Origin of the sequence: Lysobacter claricitrinus (genome assembly GCF_045866565.1) — a bacterium.
GTDB lineage: Bacteria > Pseudomonadota > Gammaproteobacteria > Xanthomonadales > Xanthomonadaceae > Cognatilysobacter > Cognatilysobacter claricitrinus.
In genome coordinates, this window is sequence record NZ_BAAFZV010000001.1 from 954,329 (window position 1) to 971,866 (window position 17,538).

Sequence of the window (17,538 nt, forward strand, 5' to 3'; positions counted from 1 at the left end):
TCCCGCCGGCCGCTGGGTTCGGCACGGCACCGCCGTCGGGTCAGCCGCGGGTCGAGTCCGGCGTCAGTGCGGGAATGCGCGGTAGCGGCGTGGCCAGACGTGCACGGTGTCGCCGCGCGAGGGCGTGGCGTCGTCCCGGTCCGTGTCGACCTCGACGACGCCGCCACGCGCAAGCTCGACCTCGACCGTGGTGGTGCCGGCGAGTTGCCGCACGTCGGTGACACGGCCTGCGAAGCCGTCGTCCGCCAGCTCGGCGTCGTGCGGGCGGAAGTACAGCCGCGCGCGGCCGGATGCGGCGTCGGCCGGCAGCGCGATGCCGTCGCCGTCGACGAAGCGGCCGTCGCGCATGTCGCCATCGATCGACGACGCGCGCCCGATGAAGTCGAACGCGAAGGCCGACGCCGGCGATTCGTAGATCTCGGCCGGCGTGCCGATCTGCTCGATGCGGCCGTCGCGCAGCAGCACCACGCGGTCGGCGAGTTCGAGCGCTTCGTCCTGGTCGTGGGTGACGAACAGCGTGGTTTGCCCGGTCTGTTCGTGCAGCCGGCGCAACCAGCGGCGCAGTTCGACGCGCACTTTGGCGTCGAGCGCGCCGAACGGTTCGTCGAGCAGCAGCACGCGGGGCTCGATGGCGAGCGCACGCGCGAGCGCGATGCGCTGCTTCTGTCCACCCGAGAGTTGCTCGGGATAGCGGCCGCCGTGCTCCGGCAGCTGCACCAGCGCGAGCAGTTCCTGCACGCGGCGCGCGATTTCCGCTTTCGCCGGTCGACGCGAACGCGGGCGGCTGCGCAGGCCGAAGGCGATGTTCTCAGCGACCGTCATGTGCCGGAACAGCGCGTAGTGCTGGAACACGAAGCCGACGCCGCGTTCGCGCAGGCTCAGCTGCGTGGCGTCGCTGTCGTCGAACTGCACGCGGCCGGCGTCGGGCGCGAGCAGGCCGGCGATCACGCGCAGCAGCGTGGTCTTGCCGGAGCCCGATGGCCCGAGCAACGCGACGAGTTCACCCGCACCGACATCGAGATCGACCGCATCGAGCGCGGCGAGCCCTTCGTAGTGTTTGGTCAGGCCGCGCACGGTGAGGCGCGTTCCGGTGGCGCGGGCGGTGGTCACGACGGGCGCGAACTCAGTGGTGAATGGAAGGGCGAGCGAGGGCGTCGCCATGGCGGGACTCCAGCCAGAATTTCAGGATGAGCGTGACGAGCGCGAGGCCGGCGAGCAGCGAGGCGGCCGCGAAGGCCGCGGTGCTGTCGAACTCGTTGTAGAGGATCTCGATGTGCAGCGGCAGCGTGTTGGTGAGCCCGCGGATATGGCCGGACACCACCGACACCGCGCCGAACTCGCCCATCGCGCGCGCAGCGCACAGCAGCACGCCGTAGAGCAGGCCCCACTTGATGTTGGGCAGCGTCACGCGACGGAACATCGTCCACGCACCCGCGCCCAGCGAACGCGCGGCGAGTTCCTCGTCCGCACCCTGTTGCTGCATCAGCGGAATGAGTTCGCGCGCGACGAAGGGAAAAGTGATGAAGATCGTCGCCAGCACGATGCCGGGCCGCGCGAACAGGATCTTGAGGTCATGCGCTTCGAGGAATGACGCGAACCAGCCGTGCGAGCCGAACAGCAGCACGAGGCACAGGCCCGCGACCACCGGCGACACCGCGAACGGCAGGTCGATCAGCGCGAGCAGCAGGCGCTTGCCGCGGAAGTCGAAGCGCGTCACCGCCCATGCGAGCAAGAGGCCGAAGAACGCGTTGAGCGGCACCGCGATGCCGGCGGTGAACAGCGTGAGCTTGAGCGCGGCGATCGCGTCCTCGGTCGCCAGCGCGTCCCACCATGTGCGAAAGCCCTGGCCGAACGCGGCGCCCAGCACCATCGCCAGGGGCAGCACCACCAGCGCGGCCATCAGGACGAAGGCCAGCACGATCAGTGGCCAGCGCATCCAGGCGGGCGCGTCCAGCGGATGACGCTCAGCCACGGCGCCCACCCTTCGAATGCGCGAACAACGACGGGACCGCATTGATCGCCACCAGGCAGACGAACGACGCGACCAGCAGCAACGCGGCGATCGCGATCGCGCCGTTGTAGTCGTATTCCTCCAGGCGGATGGTGATCAACAGCGGCGCGATCTCCGTCTTGTACGGAAGATTTCCCGCGATGAAGATCACCGAGCCGTATTCGCCGAGCGCACGGGCGAACGCGAGCGAGAAACCGGTGAGCGCGGCGGGCAGTACTTCCGGAACCACCACGCGCCGCCACGTGGTGAAACGCGAGGCGCCGAGCGACGCGGCAGCTTCTTCCTGCTCGCGACCCAGCGATTCCAGCACCGGCTGCACGGTGCGCACCGCGAACGGCAGGCCGATGAACACCAAGGCGATCACGATGCCGATCGGCGTGTACGCGATCTTCAAGCCCAGCGATTCGGCGTACTGCCCGACCCAACCCTTCGGCGAATAGATCGCGGTGAGCGCGATACCGGCGACCGCGGTCGGCAGCGCGAATGGCAGGTCGACCAGCGCATCGAGCAGGCGTCGCGCGGGGAAGCGATAACGCACCAGCACCCAGGCGATCAGCACGCCGGCCAGGGATGCGATCACCGCCGCGACGAACGAGGCGCCGAAGCTCAGCGCCAATGCGTGCTGCACGCGTTCGTCGCGGATCGCGCGCAACCAGCCCTCCGCGCCGAGCCCCGCTGCGCGCACCGCGAGCGCGAGCAAGGGCAGCAGCACGACGGCGCCCATCCACGCCATGCCCAGCCCGAGGCTCAGGCCGAAGCCGGGCAACGGCGAGCGCCGCGCACGTCGGGGCGTGCGCGGCATCGGGCCTTCGATGGCGGTCGCCGCGGACGTCACGGGTGATAGATGCGGTCGAAGAAGCCGCCGTCGGCGAAGTGCTGCGCCTGCGCCTTCTTCCAGCCGCCGAACGCGCCGTCAATGGTGACGAGCTTCACCTTGGGAAAGCGTGCGAGATCCGCGGCCGGAACAGCGGCGTTATCGATGGGGCGGAAGAAGTGTTTCGCCGCGAGCTGCTGGCCTTCCGGCGAATACAGGAAGCGCAGGTAGGCCTCGGCCTGCTTGCGCGTGCCGTGTTTCGCGACGTTCTTGTCGACCCACGCCACCGGCGGTTCGGCGAGGATCGACACCGACGGCACCACGATCTCGTACTTGCCGGCATTGCCCGGCTGCGCGAGCGTGAGCAGCGCTTCGTTCTCCCACGCGATCAGCACGTCGCCGATGCCGCGTTCGACGAAGGTCGTCGTCGCGCCGCGCGCGCCGGAATCGAGCACCGGCACGTTCTTGAACAGCTTCGCCATCCAGTCGACCACCTTGTCGCCGTCGCGCAACTGCTGCGAGGCATACGTCCACGCGGCCAGGTAGTTCCAGCGCGCACCGCCCGAGGTCTTCGGGTTCGGCGTGATCACCGCGACGCCCGGCTTGACCAAGTCGCCCCAGTCCTTGATGCCCTTCGGGTTGCCCTTGCGCACCAGCAACACGATGGTCGACGTGTAGGGCGCACTGTTGTGCGGAAGGCGCGTCTGCCAGTTCGCCGGTAGCAGCTTGCCGTTCTGCGCGATCGCATCGATGTCGCCGGCGAGCGCCAGCGTCACCACGTCGGCTTCGAGCCCGTCGATCACCGAACGCGCCTGCTTGCCGGAACCGCCGTGCGATGCGCGGATGTCCAGCGTTTCGCCGGTCTTCTGCTTCCACTCGGCGGCGAAGCGCGTGTTGACGTCCGCATAGAACTCGCGCGTCGGGTCGTAGGAGACGTTGAGCAGTTGCAGGTCTTTCGCGTGTGCGGCGCCGGCGATCAGCGTCGCGGCGAGCACGGCGGTGCGGAGCAAGGTCTTCATGGGGGGAGGCCTCTGCGGTCAGAAGGAAACTTGGGCGCGGGTGAAGAAGGTCTTCTCGGTTTCGCGATCGGCGCCGGCGGCCGCACCGCCGTCGAAGTCGGCTTCCGAATAGTTGGCGACGAGCTTGAGGTTCTGCGTCAGGTACCAGTTGACGCCGACCGTCCACGCGCGCGCGCGGCGTGCCGATGCGGCGGGGTCGGCGAACAGCGGGAAGGCGTCGTCGTCGATCTCCAGGGCGCCGATGCGCGCCGCGAGTTCCACTGCACCGAAGCCCGCGCCACCGACGTTAAAAGGATGGTTAGGCCGCGTGACGCCGCGATAGGACGCGTCCTCGCCGGTCAGTACCCAGCTCGCGGCGAGCTGCCAGGCGCGGTTGTCCAGCGACGCCGAGGTCGCGCCGACGCGCACGTCCTGCTTGGACTCGATGTACTCGCCCAGCACGCCGAACGGGCCGACGTACCAGTACGCCTGCGGCGACCAGCGACGCCGCTCGCCGTCGGCCAGCACCGCGGCGCGGTAGCCGAAGAACTGCACCTGGCCCGGCGTGCGGTAGCGGGGCAGCGCGTTCGCGCCGCTGCCGGTGACGTCGCCGGTGCTCGCGGCCAGGCCGAAGCCGAGCCCGGACGCGGCGCTCGCATCGTCGCGGAACGGTTCCCAGAACACGCGCGCGGCGTATTCGAGGTGCGTGTCCGGGTTGCTCGACGTCGGCGCGTCGCGGCCGTCGGGTGCGCCGTTGAAGGCGCCGGCCGCATACGTCAGCCCGTTGCCGAACTCGCCCTGCAGCTGCACGCCGTAGTCGCGATTGGGCGCCAGCTCCGACGGCAGGCCGAGTTCCATGAACGTGGTCGCGCCGGACGACTGCAGGCGCTCCAGGCCGAGCGGCGTCTTGAACTTGCCGGCGCGCACCGTCGCGCGCGGGTCGAACTTCAGGTCGACGTAGGCATCGGCGATGGTCGCGCTGTCGCCGGCGAACTCCGGCATCACGCGGAAGCCCACCAGCTTGCCGAAGCTGCCTTCGAGGATGGGCTGCACGCGGCGCAGCAGGAAGCCGTCGTTCTGCGGCAGTGCGCGGTCGTCGATCCACGCGCGGCCGTCGCCCTGCACCAGCCCGCGCAGCTTCACCTCGACGCCGTCGCTCGCCGGCGACTTGAACGACACGCCCTTGGCCGCGCTCACGGTCAGCGTCGACGCGGTCGCCGCCTTGTTCGCGCTGTCCTCGGCCTGCAGCTCGAGCTGGCGTTCGATCACTTTCAGGCGCTGGTCGAGATCGGCGAGCGACGGGCCGGACGCATCGGCGTCGGCGGGTACACCGAGCTTCTGTTCGAGCACGCGCAGGCGTTCGGCGAGTTGCTCGACGGTGGGTTGCGGCGTGGCCTGCGCGTGCACGGCACCGGTGGCGACGAGCAGCGCGATCGCGAGCAGGGTGGGACGTGGCGACATCGGGATCTCCATGAAATGAGTGGTCGCGCGTCCGGTCGTCCGGTCGGCGCGTATCGGGTCAGCGTCCGTCCACCCGCAGCTTCTGGCTGCGCGTGATCTGGACGATGCGCGCACTGTGCACGACGACCTCGACCGAGCCGTACTGCAGCTCGCGCAGCGCGGCGAGCACGGCTTCCTCGGCTTCGGTGACCGGTATGGCCAGCCGCGGCGGCTCCCGCCGTTGCGGCGTCGTCGGAAAGGGCGTGGTGGTCATGCGGGCGTCTCCACGGCGAGTGCGTCACCGGCGGCGAGCGCGTCGACGCTGACGCCATCGAGCACCCGCGACAGCGCGTCGCGGGCCTCGCGCATCACCGCGCGCAGGCCGCAGGCCTCGGGGTCCGGACATTCGGGGCAGGGCTTGTAGGCGGTGACGCTGGCGCAACGTACCGGCGCGAGCGGGCCGTCGATCACCCGGATGACGTCGCCGAGCATGATTCGCGCGGCAGGTCTTGCCAGCGAATGCCCGCCGCTGGGCCCGCGTCGGCTGTCGACCAGGCCGGCGTCGCGCAGCTCCACGAGGATGGCCTCGAGAAACTTCTCCGGCGTGCCGCTGCGCTCGGCGAGCGCACGCGCCTGCAGCCGCGCGCCGTCCGCCTGCGCCAGCGCGCTCAGGGCACGCAGTGCGTACTTGGCCTTCATCGTCAGCATTTCCCAGTCACCATGTGGGAAATCTGCCGGGCGACCCGCCCGCGCGGAAACGGCGGGTGTTCATCAGGTCATGCCGGGCCGGCATGTGCGCGTCACGCCGGTACGATGATCGCATGCGTTCGCCGCTGCCGACCCTCGCCCGCACCAGCCTTGCCGTCCTCGCCGTGCTGGCGGTCGCCTGCACGGTCGGCCCGTGGCTGTTGCCGTTCGACGGGCAGTCGCCGGACTGGAACGCGTTGTCGGTTGCGCCGGGCGTCGCAGGGCACGGCTTCGGCACCGATGCCATCGGCCGCGACGTGCTCGCGCGCACGCTCGCGGGCGGACGGCTTTCGCTGGGCATCGGCGTGCTGTCGAGCGTGCTCGCGCTGTTCATCGGGTTGACGTATGGCGCGGTGGCCGGCCTTGCGGGCGGGCGCGTCGAACGCCTGTTGGTGCGCGCGCTCGACGTCATCAGCGCGATTCCGTTCCTGCTGGTCGTGATCCTGTTGCTCACGTTGTTCGACCGTTCGCTGACGTTGCTGCTGGCGGCGATCGGCGGTTACGTATGGATCGATTTCGCGCGCGTCATGCGCAGCGAGGCCGCGCGGCTTCGCAGCGCACCGTTCGTGCTCGCCTCCGAAGCGATGGGCGCGACGTTCGGGCAACGCCTGCGCCTGCATGTCGTGCCCAACCTGTTGCCGCTGGCGATGGTCTATCTCGGCCTGATCCTGCCGCAGGCGATCCTCGTCGAGAGTTTTCTCGGCTTCCTCGGCCTGTCGATCGACGAGCCGGGCGCCAGCTGGGGTTCGCTGCTGGGCGACGGCGTGCAGGAACTCGACAGCGCGCCGTGGACGCTGCTGTTTCCCGCCGCGTTCCTCGTCACCACGCTCGCCGCCTTCCAGATGCTGGGCGACGGCCTGCGCGACTGGCTCGACGTGCGCACGCGTCCGCAGGCGGCGGCATGAGCGCACTGCTCACGCTGCGCGATCTCGACGTGCGCGCGGGCGAGCGTCGCCTGCTCGCACTGCCGCAATTGGACCTGCACGCGGGCGAGTGCACCGCGCTGGTCGGCGAGAGCGGCAGCGGCAAGAGCCTGACCGTGCAGTCGTTGCTCGCCTTGTTGCCACACGGCCTGCAGGCGCGCGGCGTGTTGTCGTTTGATGGCCGCGACATCGCGCTCGATTCGCCCGCGCATCGCGCGCTTGCCGGTCACGGCCTCGCATGGGTGCCACAGGATCCTCTCGCGTCGCTGCATCCGCTCAAGCGCGTGGGCGTGCAACTGGTCGAGACGTTGCGTGTCGTGCGCGGCCTGGCATCGCGCGATGCGTCGATCCAAGCACGTGCACTGCTCGATCGCGTGCAGCTACCGGAACCGGACGCCGCGCTGCGTCGCTATCCGCACGAGTTCTCCGGCGGCCAGCGCCAACGCATTGCGATCGCATTGGCGCTCGCGACGCGGCCGCGCGTGCTGGTCGCGGACGAACCGACCTCCGCGCTCGATGCCCGCATCGCGCGCGACGTGCTGCGCCTGCTCGACTCACTGCGCCGCGATGACGGTCTCGCGGTGCTGCTGGTCAGCCACGACCTTCCGCTGGTTGCCGCGCATGCGCAGCACGTGCTGGTGCTGCAGCGGGGCGAGCTGGTCGAAAGCGGCGCGGCACGCGACGTCCTCGAACGGCCGGCGCATCCGTACACGCGCGAGCTGGTCGCGAGCGAAACCGTGGGCGACGTCGGCGCCGCCGCCGAAGCGCCGTCTTCCGACGTCGTGCTCGAAGCGCGCGACCTGCGCCTGCGCTACCCGCGTGCGCCGCGCGACGCGCTCGACGGCGTCGACCTGGTCCTGCATCGCGGCGAAGCGCTGGCGCTGGTCGGCGAAAGCGGCAGCGGCAAGAGTTCGCTCGGCCGCGCGCTGCTGCGGCTCGTGCGACACGCGCGCGGGGAAGTACGCCTGCACCACGATGGCGTCGCGCACGACCTGCTGCATCTCCCGCCGAGGATGCTCCGCGAAGTGCGACGCGCGATCGGCGTGGTGTTCCAGGATCCGTATGCGTCGCTCGACCCGCGAATGCGCGTCGTCGACCTGGTCACCGAGCCGTTGCGACTGTTCGGCGCGCGCGATGTCGCGGCCTTGCGCGAGCGTGCGGGGGAATTGCTGCGCGACGTCGGCCTCGACGCGGCGATGCTGGATCGCCATCCGCACCAGTTCTCCGGCGGCCAGCGCCAGCGCATCGCGATCGCGCGCGCGCTGGCGAACGATCCGGCGCTGCTGTTGTGCGACGAGGCGGTGTCCGCGCTCGACGCACATCACCGCATGGCCATCCTGAATCTTCTGGACCGGCTCAAGCGCGAGCGGCGCCTGTCGCTGCTGTTCATCACCCACGATCTCGCCGGCGCTGCGCGCGTGGCCGAACGCATCGCGGTGATGGAGCAGGGGCGGATCGTCGAGATCGGTGCGACGCGCGACGTGCTCGCGTCGCCGCGGCATGCGCATACGCGGGCGCTGCTCGACGCGCGCCCGGCGTAGTCCAGGAAATCAGAGCAGGCCGCCGCCGAGGTGCAGGCGGATCACCGCGACGATCATCACCGCGACGTTGATCAGGAGGCCGGCCTTCGCGCGGCCGCGGTGTCCGTCCCGGCTCAACGCCATGCCCAGCGCGGCGAGGATCGCGCCGAACGCGGCGAACGGAATCACCAGCCAGTTCATCGCGCCCAGCAGCGGAATCAGCGCGAGCAGCATCCACAGCAGCATGCCGATGCCCCAGAGCAGGCTGATCAAACCCATCGTGTCACCTCAACCGTGGCAGCCATCGATTTCCAGGCGCAGTTCGCGCCGGCACACACGCGCATGCAGCACCACGCGCGGCGCGGACGGTGCGGCGGCGGCGAGCGCGCCGTCCACCGCGTCGACCTCGCCGGCTTCGCGCACATACGCTTTCAACAGCGTCGACGCGCCGAGTTGCGGCGACAGGTCCGGGCGACGCGTGCGCGCCACGCCGATCAGCGCGCGGATGTTTTCCAGCGTCTCGTCGAGCTGCGCATTCGAGCAGTCGGCATGCAGGGATTCGTGACCGCGGATCGACGCGGTGCCCGACAGCAGCAACGGCATGGGCGCGGGCGGCAGCATCGCGCGGGCGAAGCTCGGCGGCTGCGGGCCGTACTGGCGCGGGTAGCGGTAGGCGCTGACCTGGCGCGGGTTTTCCAGCGGCACGCCCGGTGCGCGCGACGCCAGCCAGTACACCTGCAGACGACCGTTTCGGTGCACGCGACCGATCGCGGTGGCCGCCGGCAGCGACGCGGTCGACAGCGCCTCGCCCAGCCCTTCGGCGCGACCGACGCAGAAGTGCTTGTAGCGCTCCTCGTCGCCCTCGCCGACCGTGATGTCGTCGAGGTAGTTCCAGATGCGCAGCAGGTGCGGATAGCCGAGCGTCGCGGTGTGCGTGCGCAGCGCGGTGTAGGCATGGTGCGCGGCGGCGCGGATGTCGCCGTCGACCTCCAGCACGTCCATCGCGGCGACGAGTAGCGCGCCATCGTGCGCGTAGGCGAGGTCGTCGATGCGACCGGCGACCACGTGGCCGCCGCTGCGCCACACCTCGAACGGTGCGTCGCCACGCGGCTGCAGCGCGACGCGGATCAGTCGCGGATCATCGGAATGCGGTGCGGCGTCGCCGAACGCGACCACCGCGAGCACGTCGGGCGACGCGAGCAGGCTGTCGAGCGCCTCGTGCGAATACGCGACCGACAGCGCCGGCGCGCTGGTCGACAACGGCAGGGTCATGGCGTGTCCTGCAGCGTGTCGCCGTCGAAGCCGGCACGTGCATGGCGGCGACGCGCGCGCCAGTCGCGCAGCGCGGTCCGCCACATGCCCATCGCGTTCAACGCATAGATGACGCGGAAGATGCGCAGCCGCCACACCACCGGGCGCGCGTTGAACACGTCGCCGGCGAGCATCGACACCACCGCGCGCTCGACGCCCCAGACGTCGCGTGGATTCGCGAACAGGTGCTTCATCGTCGGCGAGGTGAAGCGGTAGATGAACCACTTGAACTCGTCGATACCGCCGTCGAACTGCTTCTGAAGCGCGCGGAAGATCGACGCTTCGCGCGCGGGCTCGCGCAGCACGGCGTCGACCGCCTTCGCGCCCTGTTCCGCGCTGTGCATCGCCAGATAGACGCCGGACGAGAACATCGGGTCGACGAACGCGTACGCATCGCCGACCAGCAGCCAGCCGGGGCCGTGCATGCGCGTGCATTCGTAGGCGTAGTTGCCGGTGGCGTGCACGGACGCCACGCGTGCCGCGCCGGCCATGCGCTCGGCCGCCTCGGGCACCGACATGATCGTGCGCATCAGGAACGCTTCGCTGTCGCCGCCGCGTTCCTTCAGGTACTCGGGCGAGCACACCGCGCCGATGCTCATGACGTCGCCGCGCAACGGGATGAACCACATCCAGCCGTGCGCGTGGCGGTAGACGGTGATGTTGCCGGCGTCCTCGCCGTCGCGACGGACCACGCCGCGGTAGTGGCTGAAGACGGCGGCGGACTGGTGCCTGTCGTTGCGCTTCTTGAGCTTGAGCGCGCCGCCGACCAGGGTGTCGCGACCGGTGGCGTCGACCAGCAGGCGGGGGCGCAGCGCATAGTCGCCGTCCGGGCCCGTCGCCAGCACGCGGGCGGGGCGGCCGTCGGCGTCGAACTCGACCTTGCTTGCCCTGGTGCGTTCGCGCGCATCGACACCCGCCTCGCGCGCGTGTTCGAACAGCAGCTGGTCGAACTCCTCGCGCTTCACCTGGAAGGCGAAATCGCTCGACCCGCGCAGCGCGTGGTCGAAGTGGAAGACGTTGTAGCGGCCGCCGTCGGTGGGGAAGTCGGCACCGCGCTTGAGCACGCCGATCTCGCGCACCTTCTCGAGTACGCCGAGGCGCTCCAGGATGGGCATGTTCATCGGCAGCAGGGATTCGCCGATGTGGAAACGCGGGTGTTCGGCCTTCTCCAGCATCACCACCGACCACCCGGACCGGGCCAGGAGCGTGGCCACCGTACTGCCTGCCGGGCCCCCGCCCACCACCAGCACATCACACGCCTCGGGGGCATCGATGGCAGAATTTCGACCTTCACTCATGCCACGGATGATACCGGGGGCGCCGGGCCGGACGGAGAATGAACCGTTCACGGCTTGCGGTCGCGCCACGGTCGTCGGATCGTGGCGCCCCAGGATTGCCGGAAGACCCGATGTCGAACCAGACCGCCGCCGAAACCGAACTGGCAGAACTGCTCGTTCAAAGCCTCAACCTCGAAGGCGTGAACGCCGCCGACATCGATCCTGCCGCGCCGCTGTTCGGTGACGGCCTGGGTCTGGACTCCATCGACGCACTCGAACTCGCGCTCGCCATCAGCAAGCGCTACGGCTTCCAGCTGCGCAGCGACAGCGACGAGAACCGTCGCATCTTCGGTTCGCTGCGTGCGCTCAGCGAGCACGTCCAGGCGCAGCGCACGGCCTGACATGAACATGGCGCTCGCGCGCCTGCTGCTCAGCGCGGCGTATCCGCTACTCGCGCACGCCGCGAGTGCGGCGCACGATCCGCGCCTCGCCGCACTCGCGCTCCTCGACATCGTCCTGATCGTTCTGGTCGTTCCGCTCGGCCAGCGCCGCGCGTGGGCGTGGGCGACGGTCGCGCTGTCGGCGCTCGCGCTGTGGTCCGCGCAGAAGACGGTGCCGTTGCCGGTCGCGCTGCTGCTGCCGCCGGTGGTGTTCCCGTGGCTGGTGGCGTGGTTCTTCGCGCGCACGCTTCGCGCCGGTCGCGTGCCGCTGATCAGCCGCATCGTTGCCGGCCTCGAAGGCTGCGCGGCCGCCGACCTCGCGCCACCGCTCAAGCGCTACACGCGCAACCTCACGCGGCTGTGGGCGATCGTGCTGCTGTGCATCGGGCTGGCCAACTGCGTGCTCGGAATCATCGCGGTGCCCGACGGCCTGCTGGTGCGCCTCGGCTACGCGCCGGTGGTGACCGTGCCGCAGATCGTGTGGTCGTGGTTCGCCAACCTGCTCGACTACGGCGTCGCCGGCCTGCTGATGGCGGTGGAATACGTCGTGCGCATGCGCCTGTTTCCCGATCGTCCGTACAAGTCCCTTTCCGAATTCATCCGCCGCCTGGGGGCGCTCGGTCCCGCCTTCTGGCGCGACGTGATGCGCTGAGCACGCCATGTCCGCCACGACCGAAACCATCACCCTGTCCGAACCGTTGCCGCGGCGCGCGGCCTGGCTCGTCTTCAATGCGTTGCAATTCGCATTCACCCTCGCGTGGACGGCGGCGTGCATCAGCGTCGCGCTGGTCGTCCGCGCGATCACCCGCGGTGCGCGCATTCCGCTGCGCATGGCGTCGTGGCTGTGGGCGCCGGGCCTGCTCGGCGGCGCAGGTGCGCGTGTGGACGTGCGCGGCGTCGAGAACGTCGACTGGTCGAAACCCTGTGTGCTGGTGGCGACGCACGAATCGGTGATCGACATCTGCGCGCTGTTCCGCGCGGTGCCGGTGCCGCTGCGCTTCATGCTCAAGCAGGAGATGACGCGCGTGCCGTTCGTGGGCTGGTACGCGAAGGCGATGGGGATGTGCTTCATCGAGCGCGACGGCAATCGCGCGTCGATGGTGAGGAGCCTGCGCGCGGCCGGCGAGATCGTGAAGGCCGGCCACGTACTGTGCATCTTCCCGGAAGGCACGCGCACCAAGAACGGTCGCGTCGGCGAGTTCAAGGCGGGCGCGTTCCAGGTCGCGCTGGGCGCCGGCGTGCCGGTGGTGCCGGTGGCGATGACCGGCAGCGGCGCGATCCTGCCGCCCAACGGTTTCCGCGTGCGCCCCGGCACGATCCGCCTGCGCATCGGCACGCCGATCCAGCCGGAGGGCCAAGGCGGCGAAGCGCGCGAGCGCCTGGCCGATACCGCCCGTCAGGCGATCCTCGCGCTGATGGCGCAGGATTGATCGATGGACTTCGTCGTCGACGCCACGCATCCGAGCCTGCCCGGGCATTTCCCCGGCAATCCGATCGTGCCTGGCGTCGTCTTGCTCGACCACGTCGTCGAGGCGATCGAGGCCGCGCACGGCCCGCTCGCGCGCCTGCGCCTGCCGCAGGTGAAGTTCCTCGAACCGTTGCGTCCCGGCGAACATGCGCGTGTCGAACTTGACGGCGTCGCGCCGCGCTGGCGCTTCCGTGTAATGCGCGATGCGACGCTGCTCGCCAGCGGCGACGTCGTCGACGGGGACGCGCCGTGAACACCGACTGGAAGGAACGGCCGGAAGGTGGCGGCTGGTTCGCGATCTGGCTGATCCGCAACATCGGTCGCTATGGCGGGCGCAGCATCGCGCGCTCGCTGCTGCATCCGATCACCCTGTACTTCCTGTTGCGGCGACCGTTCGAGCGCGAGGCGTCACGTCGCTTCCTCACTCGCGCGCTGGGTCGGCCGGCGACGCTGCACGACGTCGCCACGCACATCCATACGTTCGCATCGACGATCCTCGACCGCGTCTTCCTGCTCAGCGGCGAGCTCGATCGTTTCGACATCCGCACGACGGGCCTCGACGAACTGCACGAGCCGCTCGACCGCGGGCAGGGCGTGCTGCTGGTCGGCTCGCATCTCGGCAGCTTCGATGCGATGCGCGTGCTCGGCACGCGGCGTCCGCAGACCAAGATCCGGGTGGTGCTCGACAAGAAGCACAACGTGGCGATGCAGACGCTGCTCGACGCGCTGAATCCCGAGCTCGCCGCCAACATCATCGACGCCGGCATGGACGGCCCCTCGGTGCTGCTGGCGATCAAGGACGCGACCGACCAGGGCGCGCTGGTCGCGCTGCTGGTCGACCGCGCGCAGCCCGGTGCGCCGACGCTGGACGTGCCGTTCATGGGCGGCATCGCATCGCTGCCGACCGCCCCGTGGATGATCGCCGCCATGCTGCAGCTGCCGGTGTGCGCGGCGTTCGGCCTGTACCGCGGCGGCAACCGCTACGACCTCGATTTCGCCATGTTCAGCGACCGTCTGGTCGCCGACCGGCATAACCGCGCCGCGGTCATCGCCGACTGCGTGCGCCGCTACGCCGCCATCCTCGAGGATGCCGCGCGCAGGTCGCCGTACAACTGGTTCAACTTCTTCGACTTCTGGCGCGAGACCGACCATGCCGCGACGTCCACTGCTTCCGCTCCTGCTCCTGGTCCTGACGCCGGCGCTCCACGCCGCGTCGCCTGAGATCGACACCGGCTGGATCCTGTCGAAGCTGGCGCGCCCGGCACCGATGCGCACGCAGTTCCTCGAACTGCGCGGATCGCGACTCTTGAAGACGCCGTTGCGCATCGCGGGCGAATACGCGCGCCCGACCGACGACACGCTGGTGCGCGAAGTGCGCACGCCGTACGCGGAAACGTCGACCATCCGCGCCGGCAGCGTCACGATCAAGCGCGGCACGTCGTCGCATACGTATTCGCTCGATCGCGCGCCGCAACTCGCGGGCTTGCAGTCGAGCTTCGGTGCGCTGCTCAGCGGTGACCGCGCGCAGCTGGAGCGCGCGTTCAACATCGCCAGCAGCGGCACGCGCGAGCAGTGGACGCTGCACCTGTCGCCGAAGGACGCACGCATGGCGGCCTACGTGCGCGACATCGCGCTGTACGGCCGCGGCGCGGAACTGCGCTGCATCGAGACGCAGCCGAGCAAGGGCGACCTGCAGCGCACGCTGCTGGCCGGCGCCGCGCAGTCCGCATCGAGCGTGGCCGACGCCGCATCGCTGGCGATGCTGTGTCGCGGCACCGCGCTGCGATGAGCAGCGAACCGCGCACGCTCACACCCGCACTTCGCCTCGTCCTCGCCTTCGTCTGGCTCGCGCTGCTCGGCCTGCTGGGCTGGGCCGCGAGCCGCACGCTGGATCTCGGCGGCGACCTGCGCAAGTTCATGCCGGCGCCGCAGACGCCGGCGCAGCACCTGTTGATCGACGAACTCGGCGAAGGCCCGGGCTCGCGCCTGCTGCTGCTCGCGATCGACGGCGGCACGTCCGAACAGCGCAGCGCGCAGTCGCGCGAACTCGCGGCCACGTTGCGTGGGACCAAGGGCATCGCGCTGGTCGCGAACGGTGATGCCGACCTGTCGGCGATTCCCGAACGCCTGCGTCCGTACCGCTATCTGTTGTCGGACGCGCCGTCGAACGGCGGCCTCGGCGCGGCCGCACTCACCGACGAATTGCAGCAGCGCGTCGCCGACCTCGGCTCGCCGATGGCGTCGATGATCGAACCGATCATCGAGCGCGATCCGACGCTGGAAATGCTCAAGCTCGCCGAACGCTGGCAGCCGGCCGCGTCGCCGCAGAAGATCGATGGCGTGTGGATGAGTCGCGACGGCGGGCGCGCGTTGCTCGCCGTGCAGACGACCGCCGCGGGATTCGATCCGAAGGGACAGGAAGCCGCGGTGGGCGCGATCCGCGCCGCGTTCGACGCGGTGCGCGCGAAGTCGTCGACGCATCTCGTACTGACGGGCCCCGGTGCCTTCGCGGTGGAAGTCGCCGGGCGCACGCAGCGCGAAGCGAGCCTGATCGGCACCGTCGATTCGATCTGCTTCGTGCTGCTGTTGTGGATCGCGTATCGCTCGTGGAAGGCGCCGCTGCTGGGTGGGCTGCCACTCGCGACCGCCGGCCTGACGGGCCTCGCCGCGGTCGCGTTCTGCTTCGACGGCGTGCACGGCATCACCGTGGCGTTCGGCTTCACCCTGATCGGCGTCGCGCAGGACTATCCGATCCATCTGTTCAGTCACCAGCGTCCCGGGCTGTCGCCGTGGGCCAGCGCGAAGGCGCTGTGGCCGACGCTCGGCACCGGCGTCGCGTCGACCTGCATCGCGTACATGACGTTCCTCGTCTCCGGCGTCGACGGCCTGCGCCAGCTCGCGGTGTTCACGGTGGTGGGCCTCGGCAGCGCCGCGCTCGCTGCGCGCTTCCTGCTGCCGGGCCTGATCGATCCCGCGCCGCGCGATGTCGCCACGTCGCCGCGTCTGCGTTCATGGTGGGCGCGCATCGAACGCTGGCCGCGCCTCGGCGTAGTCGCCGGCCTCGTCGTCGCCGCGCTCGCGATCGCCGGCATGGCGTTCGCGCCCGGCCGATTCTGGGAAAACGACCTGTCGCGCCTCACGCCGGTGCCCGCGGCGTCGCTGCAGCAGGATTCGCAGCTGCGTAACGAACTGGGCGCGCCCGACGTGCGCTACCTGGTCACGCTGCAGGGCGGCGACGTCGAATCCGTGCTGCAGCAAAGCGAACGGCTGGTGCCGGTGCTCGATCGCCTGCGCGCGCAGCACGCGATCGCCGGCTACGACCTTGCCGCGCGCTACATGCCCAGCGCGGCGACCCAGCGCGCGCGCCAGCAGCGCCTGCCGGACGACGCGACGCTGCGTCGCGACCTCGACACCGCGCTCGCGTCCACGCCGTTCCTGCCCGATGCCTTCGACGGCTTCGTCGCCGATGTCGCCACCGCGCGCACAGCAAAACCACTCGCACCGCGCGACCTCGCCGGCACGCCGCTTGCGAGTGGCGTCGACGGCCTGCTGTTGCAGCGCCCCGACCGCACGACCGCGCTTGTCACGCTGACCGGCCTCACCGATCCGGCGACCGTCGCCACCGCGCTTCGCGGCAGCGGTGCGCAGCTGATGGATCTGAAGGACGCCTCGGAATCGCTGGTCGCCGCCTATCGCGGCCGCGTGCTGTGGGCGCTGGCGCTCGCCGGCGTGCTGCTCATCGCCACTGTGTTCATTGCGCTGCGTTCGCCGCGTCGCGTCCTGCGCGTGCTCGCGCCGATGGCGCTGACCACGCTGCTGATCCTCGCGGTGCTGCGCCTGGCCGGTGTCGAGCTCAACCTGTTCCACCTGGTCGCGCTGATCCTCGCCGCCGGCCTCGGCCTCGACTACGCGCTGTTCTTCGACCACGCCGGCGACGACTACGACGAACAGGTGCGCGCGCTGCACGCCATCATCGTGTGTTCGCTGACGACGCTGCTGGTGTTCCTGCTGCTCGGCCTGTCGACGATACCCGTCCTGCGTGCGATCGGCCTGCCGGTCGCGCTGGGCGTGGCGTCGAACTTCGTGCTCGCGCTGCTGATCGTGCGACACGACAGCGTGCCGAACGAGCGCGCCGCATGAGCGCGTTGCCGGCCAGTCGCGAAGAAATCGCGCGCCTCGTGCCGCACCAGGGCCGCATGTGCCTGTGGCAGCGCGTGCTCGACGCTGACGGGCAGCGCATCCGCCTGCAGGCGTTCGACCATGCCGACATCGACCATCCGCTCCGCCATCGCGACCGTCTGAGCGCGGTGCACCTGTGCGAATACGGTGCACAGGCGATGGCCGTGCATGGCGGGCTGCGCGTGCAGGCGTCGGGGGCGACGCCGCGCCCCGGCCTGCTGGTCGCGTTGCGCGGCGTCGTGTTGCATCGCGACCGCATCGACGATCTCGACGGCGCGATCGAGGGCGAAGCCGAAGTGCTGGTCGAAAGCGACACCGGTGCGCAGTACGCGTTCGTCATCCGCCATGCCGGCGAGGTGATCGCCGAAGGCCGCGCGGCGGTGATCCACCCGTCGATGTAACGCGGCGCG

20 protein-coding genes are annotated in these 17,538 nt (G+C 70.2%); 10 read left to right on the top strand and 10 right to left on the bottom strand.

All coding sequences use genetic code 11. The annotated features are described in order from the left end of the window. Positions 1-63: 63 nt before the first annotated feature. Genes ACKTTN_RS04170 through ACKTTN_RS04200 form a run of 7 tightly spaced genes read right to left on the bottom strand, consistent with a single transcriptional unit; the run spans position 64 to position 5,962 of the window. Complete coding sequence (locus ACKTTN_RS04170) at positions 64-1,161, bottom strand: sulfate/molybdate ABC transporter ATP-binding protein (protein WP_407908610.1); 1,098 nt, start codon at positions 1,159-1,161, stop codon at positions 64-66. Further along, on the bottom strand, positions 1,124-1,936 hold the full coding sequence (gene cysW, locus ACKTTN_RS04175; RefSeq protein WP_407908709.1) for a sulfate ABC transporter permease subunit CysW: 813 nt from the start codon (positions 1,934-1,936) through the stop codon (positions 1,124-1,126). The genes ACKTTN_RS04170 and cysW overlap by 38 nt, the downstream gene beginning before the upstream one ends. A 28-nt stretch (positions 1,937-1,964) precedes the next feature. Continuing rightward, positions 1,965-2,813 (bottom strand): sulfate ABC transporter permease subunit CysT, encoded by an 849-nt coding sequence (cysT, locus tag ACKTTN_RS04180; protein WP_407908710.1) that lies wholly within the window; start codon positions 2,811-2,813, stop codon positions 1,965-1,967. A 29-nt stretch (positions 2,814-2,842) separates the two neighbouring features. After that, positions 2,843-3,844, bottom strand: a complete 1,002-nt coding sequence (locus tag ACKTTN_RS04185; protein ID WP_407908611.1) for a sulfate ABC transporter substrate-binding protein — start codon at positions 3,842-3,844, stop codon at positions 2,843-2,845. An 18-nt stretch (positions 3,845-3,862) separates the two neighbouring features. After that, positions 3,863-5,284 carry an OprO/OprP family phosphate-selective porin gene (locus ACKTTN_RS04190; RefSeq protein WP_407908612.1) on the bottom strand — a complete coding sequence of 474 codons (1,422 nt, stop codon included), beginning with the start codon at positions 5,282-5,284 and terminating at the stop codon, positions 3,863-3,865. A gap of 58 nt (positions 5,285-5,342) precedes the next feature. After that, a complete protein-coding gene (locus ACKTTN_RS04195; protein WP_407908613.1) occupies positions 5,343-5,537 on the bottom strand; it encodes a DUF2292 domain-containing protein in 195 nt (64 codons plus the stop codon). After that, on the bottom strand, positions 5,534-5,962 hold the full coding sequence (locus tag ACKTTN_RS04200) for an RrF2 family transcriptional regulator (RefSeq protein ID WP_407908614.1): 429 nt from the start codon (positions 5,960-5,962) through the stop codon (positions 5,534-5,536). Before ACKTTN_RS04200 ends, ACKTTN_RS04195 begins: the two co-directional genes overlap by 4 nt. 122 nt (positions 5,963-6,084) lie before the next feature. Between ACKTTN_RS04200 and ACKTTN_RS04205 the strand changes: the two genes are divergently transcribed. Together ACKTTN_RS04205 and ACKTTN_RS04210 are read left to right on the top strand one after the other, a co-directional pair. Further along, entirely contained in the window at positions 6,085-6,915 is an 831-nt protein-coding gene (locus tag ACKTTN_RS04205) for an ABC transporter permease (protein ID WP_407908615.1), read from the top strand. Further along, on the top strand, positions 6,912-8,474 hold the full coding sequence (locus ACKTTN_RS04210) for an ATP-binding cassette domain-containing protein (RefSeq protein WP_407908616.1): 1,563 nt from the start codon (positions 6,912-6,914) through the stop codon (positions 8,472-8,474). Before ACKTTN_RS04205 ends, ACKTTN_RS04210 begins: the two co-directional genes overlap by 4 nt. 9 nt (positions 8,475-8,483) lie before the next feature. Here the strand turns inward: ACKTTN_RS04210 and ACKTTN_RS04215 are convergent, their stop codons facing one another. From ACKTTN_RS04215 to ACKTTN_RS04225, 3 genes are read right to left on the bottom strand one after another with little or no spacing between them, the layout of a single operon-like run. Beyond that, positions 8,484-8,732, bottom strand: coding sequence for a hypothetical protein (locus ACKTTN_RS04215; RefSeq protein WP_407908617.1), 249 nt, complete (start codon positions 8,730-8,732; stop codon positions 8,484-8,486). Between the two features lie 9 nt (positions 8,733-8,741). Continuing rightward, positions 8,742-9,725, bottom strand: coding sequence for a chorismate transformation enzyme, FkbO/Hyg5 family (locus tag ACKTTN_RS04220; RefSeq protein ID WP_407908618.1), 984 nt, complete (start codon positions 9,723-9,725; stop codon positions 8,742-8,744). Continuing rightward, positions 9,722-11,062, bottom strand: a complete 1,341-nt coding sequence (locus tag ACKTTN_RS04225; protein WP_407908619.1) for an NAD(P)/FAD-dependent oxidoreductase — start codon at positions 11,060-11,062, stop codon at positions 9,722-9,724. The genes ACKTTN_RS04220 and ACKTTN_RS04225 overlap by 4 nt, the downstream gene beginning before the upstream one ends. 110 nt (positions 11,063-11,172) lie before the next feature. Between ACKTTN_RS04225 and ACKTTN_RS04230 the strand changes: the two genes are divergently transcribed. The 8 genes from ACKTTN_RS04230 to ACKTTN_RS04265 are packed head-to-tail and all read left to right on the top strand — an operon-like array spanning position 11,173 to position 17,529. After that, entirely contained in the window at positions 11,173-11,442 is a 270-nt protein-coding gene (locus tag ACKTTN_RS04230; RefSeq protein ID WP_407908620.1) for a phosphopantetheine-binding protein, read from the top strand. A 1-nt stretch (position 11,443) separates the two neighbouring features. Beyond that, positions 11,444-12,133 carry a ketosynthase gene (locus ACKTTN_RS04235; protein ID WP_407908621.1) on the top strand — a complete coding sequence of 230 codons (690 nt, stop codon included), beginning with the start codon at positions 11,444-11,446 and terminating at the stop codon, positions 12,131-12,133. 7 nt (positions 12,134-12,140) lie between these two features. Beyond that, positions 12,141-12,911 (top strand): lysophospholipid acyltransferase family protein, encoded by a 771-nt coding sequence (locus ACKTTN_RS04240; RefSeq protein ID WP_407908622.1) that lies wholly within the window; start codon positions 12,141-12,143, stop codon positions 12,909-12,911. 3 nt (positions 12,912-12,914) lie between these two features. Beyond that, positions 12,915-13,202, top strand: a complete 288-nt coding sequence (locus ACKTTN_RS04245) for a hypothetical protein (protein WP_407908623.1) — start codon at positions 12,915-12,917, stop codon at positions 13,200-13,202. Beyond that, positions 13,199-14,170: an LpxL/LpxP family acyltransferase gene (locus tag ACKTTN_RS04250; RefSeq protein ID WP_407908624.1), complete on the top strand. Its 972-nt coding sequence runs from the start codon at positions 13,199-13,201 to the stop codon at positions 14,168-14,170. The genes ACKTTN_RS04245 and ACKTTN_RS04250 overlap by 4 nt, the downstream gene beginning before the upstream one ends. After that, positions 14,100-14,738 (top strand): LolA-related protein, encoded by a 639-nt coding sequence (locus ACKTTN_RS04255; RefSeq protein ID WP_407908625.1) that lies wholly within the window; start codon positions 14,100-14,102, stop codon positions 14,736-14,738. The genes ACKTTN_RS04250 and ACKTTN_RS04255 overlap by 71 nt, the downstream gene beginning before the upstream one ends. Next, positions 14,735-17,089 (top strand): MMPL family transporter, encoded by a 2,355-nt coding sequence (locus ACKTTN_RS04260; RefSeq protein ID WP_407908626.1) that lies wholly within the window; start codon positions 14,735-14,737, stop codon positions 17,087-17,089. Before ACKTTN_RS04255 ends, ACKTTN_RS04260 begins: the two co-directional genes overlap by 4 nt. Further along, complete coding sequence (locus ACKTTN_RS04265) at positions 17,086-17,529, top strand: phosphotransferase (RefSeq protein WP_407908627.1); 444 nt, start codon at positions 17,086-17,088, stop codon at positions 17,527-17,529. Before ACKTTN_RS04260 ends, ACKTTN_RS04265 begins: the two co-directional genes overlap by 4 nt. Positions 17,530-17,538 lie beyond the last annotated feature (9 nt).

Excerpts from the sequence above, each read along its gene's own strand:
- ACKTTN_RS04170 (WP_407908610.1), bottom strand. The coding sequence starts at position 1,161 with ATGGCGACGCCCTCGCTCGCCCTTCCATTCACCACTGAGTTCGCGCCC.
- cysW (WP_407908709.1), bottom strand. The coding sequence starts at position 1,936 with ATGCGCTGGCCACTGATCGTGCTGGCCTTCGTCCTGATGGCCGCGCTG.
- cysT (WP_407908710.1), bottom strand. The coding sequence starts at position 2,813 with ATGCCGCGCACGCCCCGACGTGCGCGGCGCTCGCCGTTGCCCGGCTTC.
- ACKTTN_RS04185 (WP_407908611.1), bottom strand. The coding sequence starts at position 3,844 with ATGAAGACCTTGCTCCGCACCGCCGTGCTCGCCGCGACGCTGATCGCC.
- ACKTTN_RS04190 (WP_407908612.1), bottom strand. The coding sequence starts at position 5,284 with ATGTCGCCACGTCCCACCCTGCTCGCGATCGCGCTGCTCGTCGCCACC.
- ACKTTN_RS04195 (WP_407908613.1), bottom strand. The coding sequence starts at position 5,537 with ATGACCACCACGCCCTTTCCGACGACGCCGCAACGGCGGGAGCCGCCG.
- ACKTTN_RS04200 (WP_407908614.1), bottom strand. The coding sequence starts at position 5,962 with ATGAAGGCCAAGTACGCACTGCGTGCCCTGAGCGCGCTGGCGCAGGCG.
- ACKTTN_RS04205 (WP_407908615.1), top strand. The coding sequence starts at position 6,085 with ATGCGTTCGCCGCTGCCGACCCTCGCCCGCACCAGCCTTGCCGTCCTC.
- ACKTTN_RS04210 (WP_407908616.1), top strand. The coding sequence starts at position 6,912 with ATGAGCGCACTGCTCACGCTGCGCGATCTCGACGTGCGCGCGGGCGAG.
- ACKTTN_RS04215 (WP_407908617.1), bottom strand. The coding sequence starts at position 8,732 with ATGGGTTTGATCAGCCTGCTCTGGGGCATCGGCATGCTGCTGTGGATG.
- ACKTTN_RS04220 (WP_407908618.1), bottom strand. The coding sequence starts at position 9,725 with ATGACCCTGCCGTTGTCGACCAGCGCGCCGGCGCTGTCGGTCGCGTAT.
- ACKTTN_RS04225 (WP_407908619.1), bottom strand. The coding sequence starts at position 11,062 with ATGAGTGAAGGTCGAAATTCTGCCATCGATGCCCCCGAGGCGTGTGAT.
- ACKTTN_RS04230 (WP_407908620.1), top strand. The coding sequence starts at position 11,173 with ATGTCGAACCAGACCGCCGCCGAAACCGAACTGGCAGAACTGCTCGTT.
- ACKTTN_RS04235 (WP_407908621.1), top strand. The coding sequence starts at position 11,444 with ATGAACATGGCGCTCGCGCGCCTGCTGCTCAGCGCGGCGTATCCGCTA.
- ACKTTN_RS04240 (WP_407908622.1), top strand. The coding sequence starts at position 12,141 with ATGTCCGCCACGACCGAAACCATCACCCTGTCCGAACCGTTGCCGCGG.
- ACKTTN_RS04245 (WP_407908623.1), top strand. The coding sequence starts at position 12,915 with ATGGACTTCGTCGTCGACGCCACGCATCCGAGCCTGCCCGGGCATTTC.
- ACKTTN_RS04255 (WP_407908625.1), top strand. The coding sequence starts at position 14,100 with ATGCCGCGACGTCCACTGCTTCCGCTCCTGCTCCTGGTCCTGACGCCG.
- ACKTTN_RS04260 (WP_407908626.1), top strand. The coding sequence starts at position 14,735 with ATGAGCAGCGAACCGCGCACGCTCACACCCGCACTTCGCCTCGTCCTC.
- ACKTTN_RS04265 (WP_407908627.1), top strand. The coding sequence starts at position 17,086 with ATGAGCGCGTTGCCGGCCAGTCGCGAAGAAATCGCGCGCCTCGTGCCG.